Consider the following 19,149-nt stretch of genomic DNA (forward strand, 5'->3'; position numbering starts at 1 on the left):
ACCTGTGCTACTTGTTGAAATGTTGCTCTTGTTGATCCCGGCCACCTATCGACCGCTATCGGCGCGCCAGCCGATCGCACTGCGAAGGAAATTGTGGCCCAGGGCGACGAATGCGGCCCGCTCCCGATTGTTCTTGCCGTAGCCGTGCCCGCCCGCGCTGGCCTCGTAGAAGTAAGCCGGATAGCCAAGAGCCTGCAACTTTGCGGCCGTCTTGCGCGCGTGGCCCGGGTGGACGCGGTCGTCCCGCTTCGTGGTGGCAAGCAGGATCGGCGGATAGGGCTGTCCCGGCGTTGCGGCGTGATAGGCGGAGATTTCCCGGAGGAAAGTCCAATCCTCCGGCTTGTCGGGATCGCCATATTCGCCAATCCCGCCTGCGCCAAAAAGCTTGGTGTAGCGGCGCATGTCGATAAGCGGAACTGCGCAGAACAGCGCACCGAAAAGCTCGGGATAGCGGGTCAGCATATTGGCAATCAGCAGACCGCCATTTGAGCAGCCCTCGGCGGCAATCCGCCTCGACCGCGTGATGCCCCTTCGCACGAGATCGGTGGCAACGGCGGCGAAATCGTCATGCGCAAGACGCTTGCCCTCCCTACGACCCGCCTCGTGCCAACGGGTGCCGAACTCGCCGCCCCCTCGGATATTCGCCACCACACAAGTGCCGCCGCGTTCGAGCCATAGCTTGCCGAGCGGGGAGTTGTAGGAGGGTAGGCACGATATGCCGAACCCGCCATAGGCGGTGAGGTGAAGCGGAGCATCCCCGTCGCTGTTCGCCGGGCCGACCTGCGTATAGGGGATCATTTCACCATCGGTCGCGACTGCCTCGTGTCGCGTGACCACTAGACCGGATGCGTCGAAATTCTCCGGGTGGCGCTTCAGGATCACTGGAGCGCCGAGAGGCGTGGCATTGAGGTCGAAGAGGAAAAGCTGCGGCGGCGTGATCGGGTCCTGAGCCGAAACGAGGACCTCTCCATTGGAAACGTGCCGTTCCGCATCGAGCGGCCAGAGAGAAACAGTTCCTTCGGTAGGCACTGTCTCCAGCGCTAGGCGTGTCCATTCCTGACGGCCGGGGGTGAACATCTCGAAACGCGGAACGAGATTGACGAGATAGGAGATGATGAGCTTGCAGTCATTCCAGAAGAAGGACTGCAGGGAGCGCCTGTCGCCTGGTTCAAAGAGGGTGCTAAAATCACGCTTTCCGGCGATGAAGGAAGAGAGCGAGATGCCTATCAGCGTGTCGGCGGCATGGGTCGTCCCTCCCACGGTCCAGGGCTTGCGCGGCTTTACCGCCAGCCAGTCGCCGAAGCCATTCCACCAGGCGTCCCGAGGAAGGTCGATCTGCATCTTCGGCCCGCTTCTGTCGCCGATTCGGATTATCTTCTCGAAGAAGGCCGGCCTCTCGATGAACCAAAGGCGCTCGCTCTCGGCGGTGCGATCCAGATGGCCAGACACGCCGAGGGATTCGGAACCGGTTTCGAAGATTACCGGCGCGGTGAGCGGATCCGCGCCACGCTTCCACAGCCGCACGGTGCGCGCGTAGCCGCAGCGGGTGGCCATGCCATCACCAAAGGCACTGGACAGCAGAAGCGTGTCGGGGTCGAGCCAATTGATGCCGCCCTTCGCCTCCGGGAGATTGAAACCGTCGGCGACTAAGCTCAGAGTGCCCAGATCGAATTCGCGATGCGCGACCGCGGCGCTGCCGCCACGCGACAGGCGCAGAACGGCTCGTTCCCGTTTGTCAGGCTCGACCGACGCGCCGCCCCAGATCCAGTCCTCGCTGTCGCGGGCGGCGAGCGCGTCGAGATCGAGCAGGGGCTCCCACTGGGGATCGGCCGTCATATAGGCGGCAAGGGTGGTTCGCCGCCACAGTCCGCGCGGGTTTCGGGCATCTCGCCAGAGATTGTAGAGGTGCTGTCCGCGGCGAGTGATAAGGGGAATGTTGTCGAGACGGTCGAAAATCGCTGTCAGGGCATCGTGATCGCGCTCGAACTGTGTTCCATCGAAGTGCTCCAAGGTCCTGGCCGACTGGCTGGCCGCCCAGTCAAGTGCCCGTTCGCCTTCTACATCTTCAAGCCAAAGATAGGGATCATCGTCGGGAGCATTCAGCGTTGGGCGCAAATCGAATGCCGTCATGTCCGGATAACCTGAAGAATGATGTGGACTGGAAAACAAGCGCAAGATTCTCCGTCGGCTCGGGAAAGCTCGGCTTTCGCGGGGGCGACCACATGTTCGGCCAGCGTGATCATGGAATGATTTCTCCTCTATCCGCGCCGAAGTGCGTATGTGGATAGTGCAGCACGTGTCGTGCCAAATGAGAAAATCGTTTCACAACAATGAGATGGCTCTGATGGCGCTGTGTCTCATGTCCGACTTTGTCGAAGACCCGACAACGCGTGCAGCCGTAGACGCATGATCGGTCTCCTGTGCGGGTTCCGTGGGCACCGCGGAAAACTCGAGCAGTGAAGCTCTACGCGAACTGACCGAGCTTCGGATCGACTTCGGCCACGGGGCAATCGGTTGCTTCTGAGGCAGATCGCCAAACCGTAGGTCGAGCTTTTTCAGGGGTGTTTTCGCATTGATGGCGCCGACCGTGGCAACATGGAGCTCTTGGCGAGCAGCGTTGTCGGATTTGAGGGCACCGGATCGTTCGCGGCGACATCAAGGGCATTGCTGCAATTTTCTCATTTCGCGGCGACGGAGAACGCAATTCACTTCGATAATGCCGAGCGCATCGCGGCGCCCGTGATCCTGGCCTACCTGTGGGCGCGCAAAAGGTTGCTTGGCGGCCTCATCCCTCCGCGCCTAGATTGGGTCGCAGGGACCAAATGGCGCTTGTTCTCTTGGATGCGTGGTTGGCAATGTGATTATAGCGCAAAGCTCTTCCGGCTATCTCTATACGGTCGACAATGCAGTTGGTGAGGTTCCCAGCTAGTGCGATAGTTGATGCGCTTAGGTCTGGGCATGCGCCCATCCGCAACCATCTGACCAAGAGCATCGTCCGAGCGAATTGCTTTCCCATGAGAGAGGCCTCGCGGCGGGAATGAGATGGCGTCACCCGCCATCATCGCTGCCTTCGAGGATGTCGTGATCGACCCAGTGCAACGGCATGATTGGTGAAGAATCTGGTTGCTCTTGCGACTGCCGACTTTGATGACAAGGCATGTCGCGGTCTGTCCAGCTGGAGATACAAGGGCCTGCACCGTCCGATGATAAAGACACCGTCCTTGTTCCGAATCTTCTGGTTCAAAAGGTGACGGATTGGCTCTTCGAAAAAGGGCGACATCGACGTGCGAATCGGGCGCCGCCGTGAGGCGCACCCCTCAATGTCGGATTTCCGACAGGTTTGAAAATCCGCCAACCAATTGCTTTGATCTGATTTCCTTCTTTGGCACGGCCTATGCACGGGATTCTGCGAACGTATCAGCGAGAAACGTCGTCCATGATTTCATGCGCACCGAAAATGCCCGACGCCGCGGTGAAAACCGCGCCCTTGCCTGCCACCAAGCCGCCGAAAGGCCGGCGCATCATGCGCCGGCTTCAAATACGTGATGGGCCTGGCAACCGTGTCGAGTGATGGCGACGTGGTCGTGGAGGCCGGCGGCAAGGACATGCGTTGATGCCCCCCAACCCATGTCGCCACCATGACCCGTCGATTGCCACCGGTTGGAATGCTCGGCGTCTATGTTCGATAGCCCGAACGCGCAGGACAATTGTCGCAAATCCGGTCAGGACCGGAGCTCGATAACGCCCGCGAGGGGCGCAAGCCGATATTTGCCGCGAACATGCCGCCTGGCCGGGAAACACCTGTAGGAGCAAGGCAAGTGGAGCTCTCTTGCATTGGGGTCGGAGCTGGGCCGTTGAATTTGAGTCTTGCGTGTCAGATACACGACGAGCAAACAGGACTAGAGGCGCAGTTCTTGGATCGGCAGGTCGACTTGCGCTGGCATCCAGCCATCACATTCGAGTCCTCGCAACTCCAAGTCAGCCACTTCGAGGATCTGGTTACGCTGGTGAATCCGCGATCAGCCTACACTTTCGTAAACTACTTGCACGAGCACGGCCGTCTGTACCATTTTCTGAACGCACAATTCAACGCCGTGCTCAGAGCTGAGTTCGAGCAATACCTGAGATGGGCGTTCCACAGAAACCCGCTTGTCCGCGGCGGCGAGACCGTGCGCGAAATCTACTATGACGGCGAATTTCGGGTGCGCACGGATAACGCGGTTCTCGGCGCCAGAGACGTCGTGGTTGGCATTGGCAAGCAGGCGCAGATTCCGCCTCAGTTTCAGGGTTGGACTGGACGCAACCTGTTCCACTCATCCGCTTTGCTAGACATCCATCCTGAGGTGGGGAAAAAGCATGTCTCCGTCGTTGGCGGAGGCCAGTCGGGGGCCGAGGTGCTGTTGCACCTCGTCGGCCTGCCGAAAGAACTACGGCCTCGATTGATCACTTGGGTCTCGCAGTGCCAAATCTACGTGCCTCTCGACAACAGCCCATTCACAAATGAGCTGTTCATGTCCTGCTTTTCGGATCGTTTGGCGGGGATGAGCGAGTCGCAGCGCAAGCTGTTCCTGCGTCGTTTCGTGCTTGCCTCGGACGGCATTTCAGAAAGCACGCTACGCGCGACCTATCAGGCGCTGTACCGCCACACATTTCTCGAGCCAAACGAATGTGAGATCACACTGCAGCCGGGTTGCAAAGTTTCACGCTGCGTCAACGTCGGTGCGGGCCACAGGCTGATCCTGCAGCGCGGCATGGAAGATGTCGGAGAGGTTACGGCCGACATCGTTATCCTGGCTACTGGTTACCAGAACGCGTTGCCAGACTTCTTGGAACCGATCGCGGACCGGTTGGAGCAGATCGACAATGAGTTGGCTATTTGCGAGGATTTTTCGGTGCGCTGGGACGGACCGCGCGACAGACGCATCTTCGTCCAGAACGCGAGCCTCGGGCAGCGCGGGCTGGTCGATCCGAGCCTAAGCCTGCTTGCTTGGCGTGCGCGTCGCATCCTCGACAGCCTTCTGGGGCGCGCGCCACGTGCGAAACCCGAGCCCCCTGACTTTATCAGTTCCACCTCGATCGAGCGGTGGCCTGGTCCCCTGGCTCCAGAGCGGGGCCAAAAAATATGAAGCTTCGCCTTTGATCATCGGCGGTGGCATACAAGGATGGTGTCCGCCTCCCCTGCGGCCAAAGCCGGAGCCTTGTCATCGTGACCGAACAAGCCTTCGGATCCATCGGCGCATCGCATATTCTGGGGGCGTGCATTTTCCTACGGTTGTCAAGACCGGACTCGGTCGCTCACTCGAAAGATCACAGTGGCGTTGGCGGCCAAGCTGGGTCGGACATCAAAGGATGGTACCGCCCTTTGGCGATGAGTGTCGCTTCCGGACCAGATAAGGCGATTGATCCGGCCCTGTTTACAGAACCCTTGGACGCGTTCTCAAAACTCAAGGCACTCCTGCGCGCCAAGGCCGAGAGAACCATCACGGCTCTGTGGGACGCGGTCGGCTCGCTCCTTGATTAGTTCACGCCAACTACTTCCAGGCCGCCGGATATGACCAAGATTAAACAGGACGTGCTCTAGTAGCTCTGCGGTCGCAATCATCGCCTCAACACCGCCGGCAGGAAGCCATCGGTGGTCGTGGCCGCGATCGCGGCGGATGGCCGCCTTCCTGTGGGTCAATGGGCAGGAGAGAGCCGTCGCAATCGATCGATAATGGCGTGCCGGGCCTGCAGCAGGTACCGCTTGCTCAGCGCCGTCTCCGGAATTATGGACAGATTTCCCCGGAGAAGCGTAAGCGCGTAGGCATCCCCACGTAGCGTGCAGGCGGTTGATCGCTCATTTTCAGCATGAATCATGCGGAGAATCCTGTGAGCGACAGTATGAGCCATCATCGAACATTCGAGATTTTGACGGCGGAGCCTGTGCCGTCCCGACGCAAGCCGCGCCATCGGTCGGACGAAGAGAAGGCACGGCTTGTCGCCGAAGCGTTCTCGCCAGGGGGCAGTGTGTCGGCGGTTGCGCGTTCCGAGGGGCTGGATCCCTCGCAGCTCTATGCGTGGCGCCGCAAGGCGCTTTCGGGCATGGTTGCGCCACTGACGGAGGCAGCGAGCAAGCCGGCGAAGTTCACGCGCTTTGAAGCGGTGGGCAGCGACACGGTGGAAATCGTCATTGGCGATGCAGTGGTGCGCGCCGGCGGCGATGTTGATCCCGATCGCCTGGCGAGGATCATCCGCGCGGTTCGCAAGGCATGATCGCTTCCGGTGTGGTTGTTTACGTGTCGTGCCAGCCGGTCGACTTCCGCAAGGGCGCGGCATCTTTGATGGCGCTGGTCAGGGACGGCGGCCTGGACCCGTTCTCGGGGGCGCTTCACGTATTCCGTTCGAAGCGTGCGGACCGGGTTCGCATCGTGTGGTGGGACGGCAGCGGGGTTTGCCTTTATTCGAAAACGTTGGAAGAGCACAGCTTCTGCTGGTCTGCGATATCGGCCGCGCGCATGCGTCTCGACCACGCCCAGTTGATGGCGCTTCTGGCCGGGCTAGACTGGAAAAAGATCCGTCCGGCCAGGGTCAGGCGGCCGTTATCGACGGGCTGAAACCGGCTGCGGCAAGATGAATCATGGGGCTGTAACGGTTGGGAAAGCGGCTGTTTTTGTGCTCTGCTGCTTGCCATGGTTCTACCGGATCTTGCCCTTCCCGACGACGTTGATGCGCTGAAGGCGATGATCCTTTCCATGGCTCGCGAGCAGGCTGCGAGCGAGGCCCGGATCGCAGTCGCCGAAGCTCGGATCGCAGCATCTGAGACGGAGGTCACCCGGCTGAAAGCCGTCGAGAAAAGCGCCAACGAGCGTATTGCCAACCTCACGTCGATCCTGAAAGTTTTGCAGCGCACGCAACATGGCACGCGTTCCGAGCGGCTACGCCTGGCCATCGACGACGAGCAGGCCTCCTTTGTCTTCGAGGAGGTCGAGACCGGCCTTTCGGCGATCCGGAGCGAACTTGCTCACGCGGCCGGGGAAAAGCCGAAGCGTGCCCCGCGCCCGCGCAAGGGTTTTGCCGCCCACCTCGAACGCATCGAGTTATCGAGCCGGAAATCCCGGCCGACTGCGAGGGGTTGGAAAAGGTTATGATCGGCGAGGATCGATCCGAGCGGCTGGACGTCGTGCCGCCGAAGTTCCGAGTCATCGTGACGCGCCGTCCCAAATACGCTTTCCGGGGCCGTGACGGCGTGGTCCAGGCTCTGGCGCCGGCGCACATCGTTGAAAGCGGCCTGCCGACGGAGCGGTTGCTCGCCTATATCGCTGTCTCGAAATACGCCGATGGCCTCCCGCTTTACCGGCAGGAGGCGATCTATCTGCGCGACGGTGTCGAGATCAGCCGGTCGCTGATGGCGCAGTGGATGGGACATCTGGGCTTTGAATTGCAGATGCTCGCCGATTATATCCTGGAGCGTGTGAAGGAGGGCGAAAGGGTCTTCGCCGACGAGACGACCTTGCCCACCCTTGCCCCTGGGTCCGGGAAAACCACGAAAGCCTGGTTGTGGGCCTACGCGCGTGATGATCGACCGTTCGGCGGGACCAGCCCACCGATGGTTGCTTATCGCTTTGAAGATAGCAGGGGCGCCGATTGCGTGGCGCGTCACCTCGCTGGATTCGGGGGCATCCTGCAAGTGGATGGCTACTCGGCCTATACTAACCTGGTCAAGGCACGGGCCAAAGCCGGCGGCAATGAAACAATCCGGCTCGCAGGGTGCTGGGCGCATCTGCGGCGCAAGTTTTACGATCTGCACATCAGCGGGATCTCACCGGCCGCGACGGCAACGATCACCGCCATGACCGAATTGTGGAAGGTCGAGGACGAGGTTCGCGGCAAGGATGCTGGGAGCCGCGCCGCGCTGCGTCAGGAAAAGTCCGCGGCCATTGTCGCGAGCCTCTTCGACCTGTGGGAAAAAGAACTGCACAAGGTCTCCGGAAAATCCAAGACTGCCGAGGCGATCCGCTACGCGCTCACCCGGCGGGAGGCGCTGGAACGCTTTCTGATGGACGGTCGTATCGAGATCGACTCCAATATCGTCGAGCGTGCAATCAGGCCCCAGACAATTACGAGAAAAAATAGTCTCTTCGCTGGAAGCGAGGGCGGTGGACGCACCTGGGCCACCGTCGCGACACTTCTGCAAACCTGTAAAATGAATGGCGTCGACCCACTCGCCTGGCTCTCCCAGACCTTGACCCGCATCGCTCAGCGCTGGCCCGCAGCCAAAATCGAAATGCTCATGCCCTGGAACTTCAAACCAGACGCCGTCAGCTAACCGCTTACGGAGAAGCTGGTTCATCCGCCATTCAAACGTTCAGACACGTTCAGTGTCGTCCGATACCTGACAATGTCGGATACGCAACGCAGCAGGCTCTGATCTATCGGATGTATTTGAACGCCTTTTTGCTTTGGCACAGTACATGCACGGCTACAGGCAAACCGCGTTCGGGCTGAGGAAGTCGTCCCACGGCCACGAAAACCGCTGACTTACGCCACCTCCCAAGGCGTACCCGGCCCGGCAGTGAGCTCAGTCTCCTGCCGGGCATCCGATGGTACTGTCTGGAAGTGGTTGGAATTGGGAGTCGGCGTAGTCTCCGGGGATGTCAAACCTGGAATCATCCGGCGTTAGAGCGCCGGAAAGGAGACCACTCACCACCGAGATCACGTCCCGCGGGTGACCTCGATGCCGGCGAGGACAAGACGGCGGAGTGGAAGAGCAAGGCCTTGCGCGCCTATCAGCGGCTCATCCCTTATCAAGAAGAGACCCAGGCGAGGGTCACGCCGCCATTTTGGGAGCGCCTACTCTTCTGGTTTTGATGAAAAACGTGATCTGATCAGAAACACAATCTGGATAATACCAGAAATTATTACGAAATAATGCAGAATTAGGTAGCAACTGGCACCAAGTTCAGCCCCCGCGAAACGTGCCAGTCTAGGGGCGACATCTGTCGTTCGGCGCATCAGGTGAACCGATATTAGACGGTTCTATGGCCTCTCGACGATGCTCGAGCATCGCCGGCGAATCCAAGATGTCTCCAAGGTAGTCGATGTCGACCCCGGCGACGCCGAATTCTGAAAAAATGTCCTGCCATCTTCCGATCCATCCGGCCACTTGGTTCCATTCGTGCTGAGCATCCTCTTTTGACATGCCGAAGTGAGGCGCCGCCGCCATGGCGTGTGTGATACTGAAGTCGTTCAGAAACCTGGGGTTCGGAGAGATCTGGATCGCCTGTTGTCCGAGACCGTTCATTTGCGTCGGAATGTCGAAAGCCGGCGACAGCAGCCATCCGTCCTCGGTATGGAGAAAGGCGTGGTTCTTCGTGTGATCGTCAGTGTTGTCTATCATGATGTTGAACGCCATTCTGCGGAATAGTTCTCGTTGCATCGATTGGATGCAGTCGGCGACTCCATGGCGCCGGATGATCGCCGCGATGGTGGCATAGCTGTCGTCGGCCTCCGAGGCCAGCATCGTGCGTGCTGAAACAGCGTGGACGCGGAGACCTCCAACACGGTCAAAACGACGGACCGTCAGAATATGATCGATACCGCCGGGGATAACCTGTGACGATGCGACGTGTAATCCGGCTCTGCGCGCCAGTTCCATGCAGGCATGCTCGACAAGGAGTTGATCCACGTTGCTGCCGCGAGGAAACTTGGCGATCCACTCTTCTCCATCAGCTTCGATCAGCATCTTGGGGTGGGCGCCGCCCATGCTGCCGGCGCTGGCGATGAGCTGTCTTTCTCGCTCGCTGAGAGGTTCACGCTCGAGGACGCGTGCAATCAGCGCCTCCGCTTCCTGAAGGGAATCCACACTCATGAGCGGCTGTTCGTCGACGGGACGATATTCATCGAAGCTGGAAGACATCCCAAGCGCACCGAAACGGCGGTCGCCCGCATACCAGAGCTTGTCGAGTGGGCTCATGCGCGAGGGGCGAGAGACGACCCTGATCATACGCTCCCCCCAGCGATCCGGCATAGCGTCTTCGATTGCGCCAGGAGTCACCATGTCCCTCAAGGGAGCATGCACCTTCTTGTCATGGGTGAGATCCGGAGAGAGAGGGAATCCCGAACGCTTCCACTCCTCATCCAGTTCAAGAAGGCATCTCCGATTGCCCGCCTCGAGCTTCACCCGGCCGACGAGGCGCGGCCCGATCGGATTTTCGAGATACCAGACCGCAAGAAAGTTTTCTCGGAAGTCGTTCATACTATCCTCTCTTTCGGCTCGCCCGGTTCACATCGAGCATCGTGGCGTACTCGTCCTCGCTAGGCTTGAGAACCTCAGCAAGCTTTTCGGACTTCCCAAAAATCCAAAGCGCCGCGGCATAAACACCTATTGACACCTTTGCATCGCCCGCCTCCATCCTGCGCAGCGTAGGGATCGAAGTGCCCATCCTCGCGGCCATGGTCTTCAGGCTGTCTCCTCTACGCTCGCGGGCGATGCGCAGATGAGAGCCAAGTGTTTCCAGCGCAACCACCGTTGCATCGGTGAGGATTTCAAGCGATGTGGAGCTCTTTGACATAAACGTAAGGTTCCTCATACTCCGTCGTATAAGAACATATATGTTCTTTTCAAAGCCGAATTCAAGGGGTGGCTACCTACCTCCACGAATGTGAAAAGATTCTGACGCAGCCTCATGCATTCATCAACGCGGCTTGTAAGCCATGTTGATCCCGTCCTGAGCATCACGGATTGGAAGACGAACCCAGTAATGTTGAGGTGATGGTTGGTGGCACTTGCTACCTAATTCCGAAATAATGTAAATCACTAAGTGACAGACACTCAAAACTGCCCAAAGAAATATTATACCGATCGAAAGCATACGCCCGTCACCACAAAAAAGTTTGATTATTCCCGAAGGCCTGGGACCGTGCTTTGGAAATCACTCTCCTCAAACGTTATTAAGTGCGATCCACCTCTCTTTCGTGTCATCGATGGACCGCCTTGAGGCGAGGATCCCCCGTTAGGCTGGTGAAGCCGAACGTAAGGCCGATGAGGCCGATCACAAATAAGGCTAGCCGCCGCAATCGTGGGGTGGAGGGAGCTTGAGCTTCGCCCTGACCGAAATGCCAGAACTTTTCTGCATCATGCTTAGTCAAGTACGGCCCGGCCCAGATCCTGCAAGGGCACTGCTTCGACGCCATGCTGGAGCGGAAAATGCTCCGATCCCGGAAAGACAACGAAGCGCTGCTCCGGAATAAGGTCCTCGCAGGCCCTTTTTCCACCCTTGGCGTCAGGCTGCGCCTTGATTTCGATGCCCCAGAGGCGCTGGCCCGGCGGCGTTAGTAGCAAGTCAATCTCCGCACCCGCAGCTGTTCGGTAGAAGTTGCTTAGGGTGCCGGCGGCAGTGAGGCCTTCGATTACAAACTCTTCCCAGGAGGCGCCGGCCACTGGATGTCCGCGCACGTCTTCCTGAGTTGCGAGACCGAGCAGCGTATGGGTGATGCCGCTGTCGCGGACATAAACGCGGGGGGATTTGACCAGACGCTTGCCGACATTGGCGTGCCACGGCTCCAACCGGCGCACCAGCAGGAGATCGACGAGCAGATCAAGATAGGACGCGACGGTCTTACCGTCGACGCCGAGCGCGCGGGCGAACTCGGCTGCGTAGAGTAGGCCGGCCTGGTGGTGGCCAGCATTGTCCAGAAGCGGCGCAGCGTCTCGGCCGGAATGCGCGGACCGAGGAGGGGGATGTCGCGCTCCAGATAGGTGCGGAGGAAATCCTGCCGCCATCGTTGACTGGTGCGGTCGTTAGTGGCCAGAAAGCTGTCTGGAAAGCCGCCGCGCACCCATAGCGGCCCAAGAGCGGCGGCGCTGACTTCCAGACCGTCGATCGGGCGCATCTCGAGATAGGCGATGCGGCCGGCGAGGCTTTCGCCCGACTGCTTCAGGAGATCGATCCATGCCGATCCCAAGAGCAAGAAGCGGCCGGCTTTTCGTCCAACGCGGCGGCCGCGGTCGATTAAGCCCCATCAACCGTCGATACGGGAATGGCCGTGAGTTACGATGATTCGCGAACTCTTATCACTATTGCAACATTGAATTGGGTAAGCTCCCCTCATCATAATTTACGGGGCGCCACAAGCGCCGCGCTCAACACTTGGAAAAGATTGTGTGGAGGTTCTCGTGTCCGAATCACCACTCGAAGGAGTGAAAATACTCAGCCTGGCGGAACAGTATCCTGGTCCGTATGCTACCTTGCTGCTTGCAGATCTAGGCGCAGATGTCATTCTGATCGAAAGGCCCGACGGAGGTGATCCGGCCCGAAAGCACAAAAGCCTTTTTTCCTCGTTGAGCCGCAACAAGCGAAGTGTCGTCCTTGATCTTAAGTCAGCAGCCGGTCAGGAATCCTTACTCGAGTTGAGTAAAACTGCAGGCGTTATTATCGAAGGCTATAGGCCGGACGTAATGAAAAAACTCGGATTGAGTTACGAGGAACTCAGTTCTGTAAATCGCCGTTTGATATATCTCTCATTGACTGGCTTCGGTCAGAATGGCCCTTACCGCAGGCGCCCAGCCCACGACCTCACCTGCCAAGGGTTGGCCGGGGTTCTAATTCAGCAGGGTCGAACCGGTCACCCGCAAGCACAGTTTCAATTGCCCCTTGCCGATCTCGCCTCGGGCACCCTGGCAGCACTGGGTGTGGTTTCGGCTCTACTGGCGCGGGAGCGAACCGGACTCGGCTGCTACATCGATCTGGCTATGACCGATAGTCTGGTGTCATGGATGACGCCGTATCTCTACGCGAGCCTAAACGGAAGACCAATGGCAGAGGTGTACACGGACGAACCCGCCAATGGGACGTTCGCTTGCGCAGATAACAAGCTCATTACGCTCAGCATCGTGCATGAAGATCACTACTGGCAGGCTTTGTGCCGGGCGACTGGTCTGGCGCAACTGGCCTCGGCAAGCCGTCAGGACCGCCTACAATACGCTTCTGACTATCGCGCTCAACTTGCTACCGCGATCGCCAAGGAAACGCGAAAGGCGTGGGCAGATCTTTTTAATACGATCGAGATTCCTTGGGGGGATGTGCTTCACCTGAATGAAGTCGCGAGAGATCCGCAATTGTGCACACGAGACCTATTTGTCCGGCTTAGCTCGGAGGACGGCGACGAATGGCACCTGAACCAACCGCTACAATTCGACTGCTACAAAACCGGAATTCGGCTTCCCGCGCCAAAGCTCGGCGAGCACACTCAGGAAATTTTGTCCCGCTGCGAATCCAGCAGGACCGGACGCGACCACCCGAATTGATCAGTCGCGGGACACTTCTCTCACTATCCCTGGGAGTGCCCGCAACTTGAGCAATTCCTGATAGTTCGGCCACAGGCATTTGATTCACGGTCGTCCATATCGCGGCGATCATGGGGGCGCCGCGCCGGCGCTTGACGCGTGCGCCGCGTTTGCCGTGTGAGCAGGGGACGAGCGCGAGTGGGTGGGTTCTGGGAGCACATCTCGACGAACAACCGCAGCTATGAATCGGCAAAGAAACCGGGACCAATGGAGGCACTCAAATGCAAAATACTTCTATAGGAACGAAAGCCCGCCCGCAGGAGGAGGATCACGTGCCCCCACTGAAGGGTATTCGCGTCTTGGCATTCACGCACTACGCGGCAGGACCAATCGCAGCGCAGTATCTTGGTTCGCTTGGGGCGGAAGTCGTCAAGATCGAGGCGCCGGCCGGCGATTATCAGCGTAAATGGATCAAGGAGCCGACGGCGGACCCAGACGCACCCAGCCCCTATTTCTTGGGCATGAATCGCAACCAGCGTTCACTGTCCATTGATCTGAAAACGCCTGAGGCACAAGCGGTCATTCGCGAGATGATCTCCCAGGCGGATGTCATTCTGGAAAATTTCCGACCCGGAGTCTTGGAGCGGATGGGTATAGGCAGTTCCGCCGTTCTCGCGGAGCACCCTGGAATAATCTATTGCTCGATAGCTGCTTATGGTCCTGCAGGCCCAAGCCGAAACAAGCCGGCGCTGGATCTGATTATCCAAGCCCTGTCGGGCATCGCCAGCCTGGGTGGGGCAGCCGATGGTCCGCCCGTTCCTGCCGGTGCCTACGTTGTTGATACCTACACAGCATCACAAGCAGTCATCGGCGTTCAGGCGGCATTGCGCCAGCGCGATCAGACAGGGCTTGGTCAGTGGGTGCGTGTGGATATGATGTCGTGCGCGCTTCACTTGCTGGCGTCGGAGTCTTGCTATGCGCTGAACGCACAGGAGCCGGCAAGTCGAGGGCGAAATGGCATTAGCCACAGTCACCAGCCAGCGCCTTACGGCATCTATTCCACCTTGGACGGGGCGATTGCTCTGGTGGCTTACTCCGCATCCCTCCCCGATCTTGCCGCCGCGTTGGGCCTCAGCAAGCAGATCATACCGCTGCTGGCGGGGAAGGGCCCTTGGACAAACCGGGACCAGATCGCCGGTATCCTGTCAGGTCGTCTGCGTCAGCTGACCAGCTATGATGCGCTTACGCGCCTTGCACCCACGGGTATCCTGCTGGCCCCTGTACGCAGTATCGATCAGGCGCTGGCCGATCCTGATGTGGCCAGCGAACTGGTCCGCGACGTCGAACACAGCTACGGCGGCCGCTATCGCGTCGCGCTGGAGCCGCTGAAGCTTTCAGGCTCTGCACTCGTTTTCAATCGTCCTGCCCCCGATCTCGGCGAGCATTCAGTGGAGGTTCTGCGCGAGACGGGGATCAATCAAGACCGCATCGATGCGATGATTGCTAGCGGCGCAGTTCGTGTGCCCGGCAGCCCGGAGAATCGGACATAGCGACTCGAACCGAGACGCAATATAGGACATTTGCGTCGCTGCTGATCTTGAATGCCAGCGAAGACGCCATCACGAAAGCCACAGGATTGCCCGTCGGCATACCACTGCCGAAGCCTGCTACGCCGATACAAATGTGTTCGCGCTGTCGAACGTCGCGGCATCATGCTCCAATTCCTGCGATCGCGATCCGCCGTTTCCGCTAAGACACGAACCACGACATTATTAAGATCCGCGGCCAAGAGGTCCTTGGGCGCTTCTTTTACTCGCGTGCTCGGGTGCGATCTTGCGTCCCTTTGCTCGTCCAAAGGGCGGGTCGCAGGGGGCACCCCAGCGCTCTGCTCAGACGACATGAGCGTTGGTCGGAAGAGGATACCAAGCGCAGGCACACGGTCGATCGCGCCAAACAGGTCGGGCGATTTCAGGTGGCGGATCATGGCAAGGCACAGGGGCAATACCGGTCACCTTCCTAACGCAGCGATTATGGGCAGTGTGTATTCCGCGACTTCCAGGTCCGAATAGGGCCTTGACGAAACAGCGGGTAGACTACCGTCCCCGAGTGGGAAGGAAGTACGTTTGAAGTCGCTAGTCGACGGCTCGGGTTTCGTCGCTGAAAAAATTGAGCAATGCGACATGTTTTCGCCAGCGGCAGACGGTGGATGCTGGCGACCCCGCGCCGACTTTCATTGGCCAGTCCGCGCGAAGAGAGGCTCGTATGGGCAGGAGCTTGCCGCAATCTGGCGACTTGGCTGGTAAGGGCTCATTTGGTCCGCGAAATTGCCTTTCGCCGATCTTATGAGATCCCGTTAGCCACGGGGCCGGACTGCGCTTCTGCCGAAAGCCTCTCAGCGGGAGAAGGACGGCGAAATTGGAATCCAGGCTTTATCCTTTGATGTCCAGCCGCGGGCCAACGCCCATGATGGCGGGCTCGGCCGAAAGCAGCTTCTTCGCCGTCGCCTTGACCTGGTCGAGATTCACTTGCTCGATTAGCGCGGGACGGCGCTGGATGTAGTCGATGCCGTGCTTGTCGAGCTGCAAACCGATGAGCGTGGCTGCAATCGAGCTGGAGGAATCCAGATTATTGATAGCATAGGCGCCGATGGAATATTTCTTGCTCGCCTCGAGCTCGGTCTCTGTCGGCCCTTTTTCCGCCAACTCCTTGATAACTTGACGTATTGCGCCTAGCGTCTCGGCGGCCCTGTCGGCGCGCGTCGACGTGGTCACGACAAGCGCGTCGGAATGCTGGTAGCCTTCCAGGTTGGACCCGATATCGTAGGCAAGGCCGCGCTTTTCGCGCACCTCCTGGAACAGACGTGAGGTAAATGGCAAGCCTCCGAGTATATCGTTTATCAGCTGCGCAGCATAGAATTCCGGGTCGTTGGGTCCGATGCCGGGAAAAGCCAGCTGAAGCGAAGTCTGCGGCAGGTCGTATGCGACCAACGTCCACTGGCCGAGCTTCGGGGCGATGTCGGGGACCGGGGCGAGCGCCTGCTTCTGAGGCAAATTGGCGAACAATTGGTCGAGCTTTTCACTCAGGGCCTTGGCATCAATGTCGCCGACGACCGCAACGTGTAGCCCGTCACGGGCGAACATGGCCGTGTGGAAGGCGCTTAGATCCGCCGGCGTTATACCGGCGAGGCTTTCCTTGGTGCCCTTACTCGGCCTCGAATAAGGATGCGTGCCGTAGATTCTGCGGCGCCATACAAGCTCAGCGATCGCATGAGGTTCGCGCTCCTTGGCGATGATGCTGGAAAGAATCTGGGCGCGGACGCGGTCGACCGGCTCCTGATCGAAGCGGGGCCTGTTGATCGCGATCCTGAGCAGGTCGAAGGCCGCATCCTTCCGTTCGGAAAGCATGCGCATCGAGCCATAGATGCCGTCGCGCCATGCGTTGAAGCCCATCTCGGCGCCGGCGCCATCGAGCTTCAGTTGGAAGGCATTGCTGTCGAGTTCGCCCGAGCCTTCGTCGAAGAGGCCGGCCATTAGATTGGCAAGCCCTAGCTTGCCCACCGGGTCCTGCGCGGTGCCGCCATCGAAGACAAAGCCGATGGTGATGATGGGTGCCGTATGGTCCTCTACCAGCCAGGCGTTGATGCCTTTTTGAGATTTCACCACCTGGAGGTTCATCGCAGCCGCTTGGGCGGTGAGCCCTGGCAGGATGAGGAAGACGACGGCGAGGAGCAGGATGGCCAGCAGGGTGGCGTGGCGTGCGGTCCTCCCATCTCCCACAAGGAGAGCAGGGGAGGCAGATGCAAAGGTGCCGCGGTGTTGGTGGTTCGTCATCACATCAATTCTCCGTCTTGGGAACGAGATAGCCGGTGGTCGAATGGCCAGGCACGAGATAGCGGGCTGCAACGGCTTTGACCTGATCGGCGGTGACCTTGCGGATGCGGTCCGGCCATTCCTCGACATCTTTCAGAGTGCCGCCGGTGGCAAGCGTGGATCCATATATGTTGGCGATGTAGGACTGCTGATCCTGGGCGAAGATCTCCGAGCGGTTTAAGCGGTCTTTAGCCATGTCCAACTCGTCATTGCCAACGCCATCCTTGGCGATCCGGGCGACTTCGGCACCCGCCGCGGCTTCCAGATCGGCGAGCTTTGCATCGCCGCGCGGCGAGACGGAGATCGCGAACTTCGTGGCATCAAGCGAGGCCCCCTGGAATCGGGCGCTGGCCCCGTTGGCGACGCCCTCTTTCACCACAAGCGCTTGATAGAGCCGGCTGCGGCTGCCGCCGCCGAGGATCTCGGCCAGCAGATCGAGCGCCTCAGCCTCGCCGGGCTCGGCCGTGCGATAGGACGGAACCACCCAATGTGTTGAGAAGCGAGGCACCGAAACGCGCGCGTCGGTCAGCGTCACTGTGCGCTTCGTGTTCTGCTGAGGCTCGACCGGCCGGACTCGCGGCAGCAGCTCCGGTCCACGCGGGACCTTGCCATAGGTCTTCTCGGCCAGCACCTTCACCGTTTCCGGCTCGACGTCGCCGGCTACCACCAGCACGGCGTTGTTGGGGCTATAATATTTGTTGTAGAAGGCGACGGCGTCGGTTCGGTTAAGCTGCGCAATCTCATGCATCCAGCCGATGACCGGGATGCGGTAGGGCTGGTTCTGCCAAAGTGTGGCATCGACCGCCTCGTCAAGTATAGCCCCCGGATTGGTCTCGATGCGCCAACGGCGTTCCTCCAGGACCACGTCGCGCTCGATCTTGACGACGTCGTCGGTGAGGATGAGGTTGCGCATACGGTCGGCCTCGAAGCCCATCATCTGCTCCAATGCCGACGGTGTTACTGTCTCGAAGAAGGCGGTAAAATCGCGATTGGTGAAGGCGTTAATTGATCCGCCGATCTCGGCTACGGCGCGGGTCAACTCGCCAGCGGCGTGATTGGCCGTAGCCTTGAACATCAGATGCTCGAAGAAATGCGCGATGCCGGACTTGCCGGGCGACTCGTCGGCGCTGCCGATCTTGTACCACACCATATGAGTGACGATCGGCGCATGATGATCGGGGATGACGACCACCTCCATTCCGTTGTAGAGCAGGAACGTCACCCTGCCGTCGTCGTTGGCAGCCAAAACCGGAGCGGTCGTCGCGAGAATCAACGCGGTCGCAATAAATGCCCTGCGCAGCCGGTGAAACGGAACTTTGGTCCACGGCTCCGATTGTGGCGGTGAGATGATCGGCAAGGTTCCAGGTAAGGTGATTTGTTCCTCATGTTGAAGGTGCTCGGTGTCCGTCTTTCCTTGTGGGAGAAGGTGGAGCAGCGGGCAGCGCCCACTCGGGTGAGCAATCGGATCCATGTTGCAAGGGCTTACTCGTGCGTCCTTCTCCCGAGCCGGGAGACCGGCGGCGGATTTTTTCGGTGATGTGACCATGCGACAGCTTCTCCTTGGCGGGCACGCGGTTTGGTTGCACGCACGTCCCGTGCCAAATGAGAACCGTTTCTGAGCAATGGATACGCGAATGTCGCGTATCCCACATTGTCGGATATCGGACGGCGCTGGATGCGAGCGCTTGCGGTTTGGGACGATACTTTGCTGGCGCGGAAGGGCATTGAGCGTGCGGCCACTCGTGGCTCTGCACAGGGATTATGACACTTTGCCGGTGGCCATTGGATAGGCTTTGGCCATTTTGAGGCGGGCCTGTTCGCTTTAGAATATCCAATTGACGCCGGCGCCGCTGTTATTTCGCTGGTTTTCCCTAGCGGCGACGATTGGCAATGGGCTGTCACAACTTTCGATACGGCGGTCGGGGCATTGACTGCGCAGGACGCCGATCTCGATCTCGACCTGTTAAGCCTGCTGGCATGCGTGGGCGTGTAATTGTATTCCAGCCGTCGCAGGAT

Annotated in this window: 11 protein-coding genes and 2 pseudogenes; 7 read left to right on the top strand and 6 right to left on the bottom strand. The window is 59.5% G+C overall.

Annotated features, from left to right (window positions below):
- Nucleotides 1-45: 45 nt before the first annotated feature.
- Complete coding sequence (locus tag ACFOJ9_RS00450; RefSeq protein WP_378976387.1) at nt 46-2,130, bottom strand: prolyl oligopeptidase family serine peptidase; 2,085 nt, start codon at nt 2,128-2,130, stop codon at nt 46-48.
- Nucleotides 2,131-3,779: 1,649 nt separating this feature from the next.
- Here ACFOJ9_RS00450 and ACFOJ9_RS00455 point away from each other — a divergent pair.
- From ACFOJ9_RS00455 to tnpC, 5 genes and pseudogenes are all read left to right on the top strand, one after another.
- The gene (locus ACFOJ9_RS00455) at nt 3,780-5,126 is read left to right on the top strand and encodes a lysine N(6)-hydroxylase/L-ornithine N(5)-oxygenase family protein (RefSeq protein ID WP_378987478.1); all 1,347 of its coding nucleotides are present in this window, start codon (nt 3,780-3,782) and stop codon (nt 5,124-5,126) included.
- Nucleotides 5,127-5,428: 302 nt separating this feature from the next.
- A pseudogene (locus ACFOJ9_RS00460) lies at nt 5,429-5,565 on the top strand (IS630 family transposase); the annotation flags it as partial.
- A gap of 303 nt (nt 5,566-5,868) precedes the next feature.
- Nucleotides 5,869-6,252 carry a transposase gene (locus ACFOJ9_RS00465; protein WP_378976389.1) on the top strand — a complete coding sequence of 128 codons (384 nt, stop codon included), beginning with the start codon at nt 5,869-5,871 and terminating at the stop codon, nt 6,250-6,252.
- Complete coding sequence (gene tnpB, locus ACFOJ9_RS00470; RefSeq protein ID WP_378976391.1) at nt 6,249-6,593, top strand: IS66 family insertion sequence element accessory protein TnpB; 345 nt, start codon at nt 6,249-6,251, stop codon at nt 6,591-6,593. Before ACFOJ9_RS00465 ends, tnpB begins: the two co-directional genes overlap by 4 nt.
- Before the next feature lie 75 nt (nt 6,594-6,668).
- Nucleotides 6,669-8,305 (top strand): annotated as a pseudogene (gene tnpC / locus ACFOJ9_RS00475) (IS66 family transposase).
- A 657-nt stretch (nt 8,306-8,962) separates the two neighbouring features.
- Here tnpC and ACFOJ9_RS00480 read toward each other — a convergent pair.
- The 3 genes from ACFOJ9_RS00480 to ACFOJ9_RS00490 all read right to left on the bottom strand — a co-directional run bounded on the left by ACFOJ9_RS00480 (nt 8,963) and on the right by ACFOJ9_RS00490 (nt 11,761).
- A complete protein-coding gene (locus ACFOJ9_RS00480; RefSeq protein ID WP_378918471.1) occupies nt 8,963-10,234 on the bottom strand; it encodes a type II toxin-antitoxin system HipA family toxin in 1,272 nt (423 codons plus the stop codon).
- A 1-nt stretch (nt 10,235) separates the two neighbouring features.
- Nucleotides 10,236-10,550 (bottom strand): helix-turn-helix domain-containing protein, encoded by a 315-nt coding sequence (locus ACFOJ9_RS00485; RefSeq protein ID WP_378918469.1) that lies wholly within the window; start codon nt 10,548-10,550, stop codon nt 10,236-10,238.
- Between the two features lie 569 nt (nt 10,551-11,119).
- Nucleotides 11,120-11,761: a DUF4143 domain-containing protein gene (locus tag ACFOJ9_RS00490; RefSeq protein WP_378918467.1), complete on the bottom strand. Its 642-nt coding sequence runs from the start codon at nt 11,759-11,761 to the stop codon at nt 11,120-11,122.
- Nucleotides 11,762-12,154: 393 nt separating this feature from the next.
- Between ACFOJ9_RS00490 and ACFOJ9_RS00495 the strand changes: the two genes are divergently transcribed.
- Together ACFOJ9_RS00495 and ACFOJ9_RS00500 are read left to right on the top strand one after the other, a co-directional pair.
- Nucleotides 12,155-13,285: a CaiB/BaiF CoA transferase family protein gene (locus ACFOJ9_RS00495; protein WP_378976393.1), complete on the top strand. Its 1,131-nt coding sequence runs from the start codon at nt 12,155-12,157 to the stop codon at nt 13,283-13,285.
- A gap of 260 nt (nt 13,286-13,545) precedes the next feature.
- A complete protein-coding gene (locus tag ACFOJ9_RS00500) occupies nt 13,546-14,814 on the top strand; it encodes a CaiB/BaiF CoA transferase family protein (RefSeq protein ID WP_378976395.1) in 1,269 nt (422 codons plus the stop codon).
- Nucleotides 14,815-15,693: 879 nt separating this feature from the next.
- On the opposite strand, the gene ACFOJ9_RS00505 is transcribed toward ACFOJ9_RS00500, so the two are convergent.
- Both ACFOJ9_RS00505 and ACFOJ9_RS00510 read right to left on the bottom strand, forming a co-directional pair.
- A complete protein-coding gene (locus ACFOJ9_RS00505; protein WP_378976397.1) occupies nt 15,694-17,094 on the bottom strand; it encodes a M16 family metallopeptidase in 1,401 nt (466 codons plus the stop codon).
- A 4-nt stretch (nt 17,095-17,098) separates the two neighbouring features.
- Nucleotides 17,099-18,379 carry a M16 family metallopeptidase gene (locus ACFOJ9_RS00510; RefSeq protein WP_378976399.1) on the bottom strand — a complete coding sequence of 427 codons (1,281 nt, stop codon included), beginning with the start codon at nt 18,377-18,379 and terminating at the stop codon, nt 17,099-17,101.
- Nucleotides 18,380-19,149: the final 770 nt, after the last annotated feature.

The organism is Mesorhizobium cantuariense, from assembly GCF_042647205.1.
Lineage (GTDB): Bacteria > Pseudomonadota > Alphaproteobacteria > Rhizobiales > Rhizobiaceae > Mesorhizobium > Mesorhizobium cantuariense.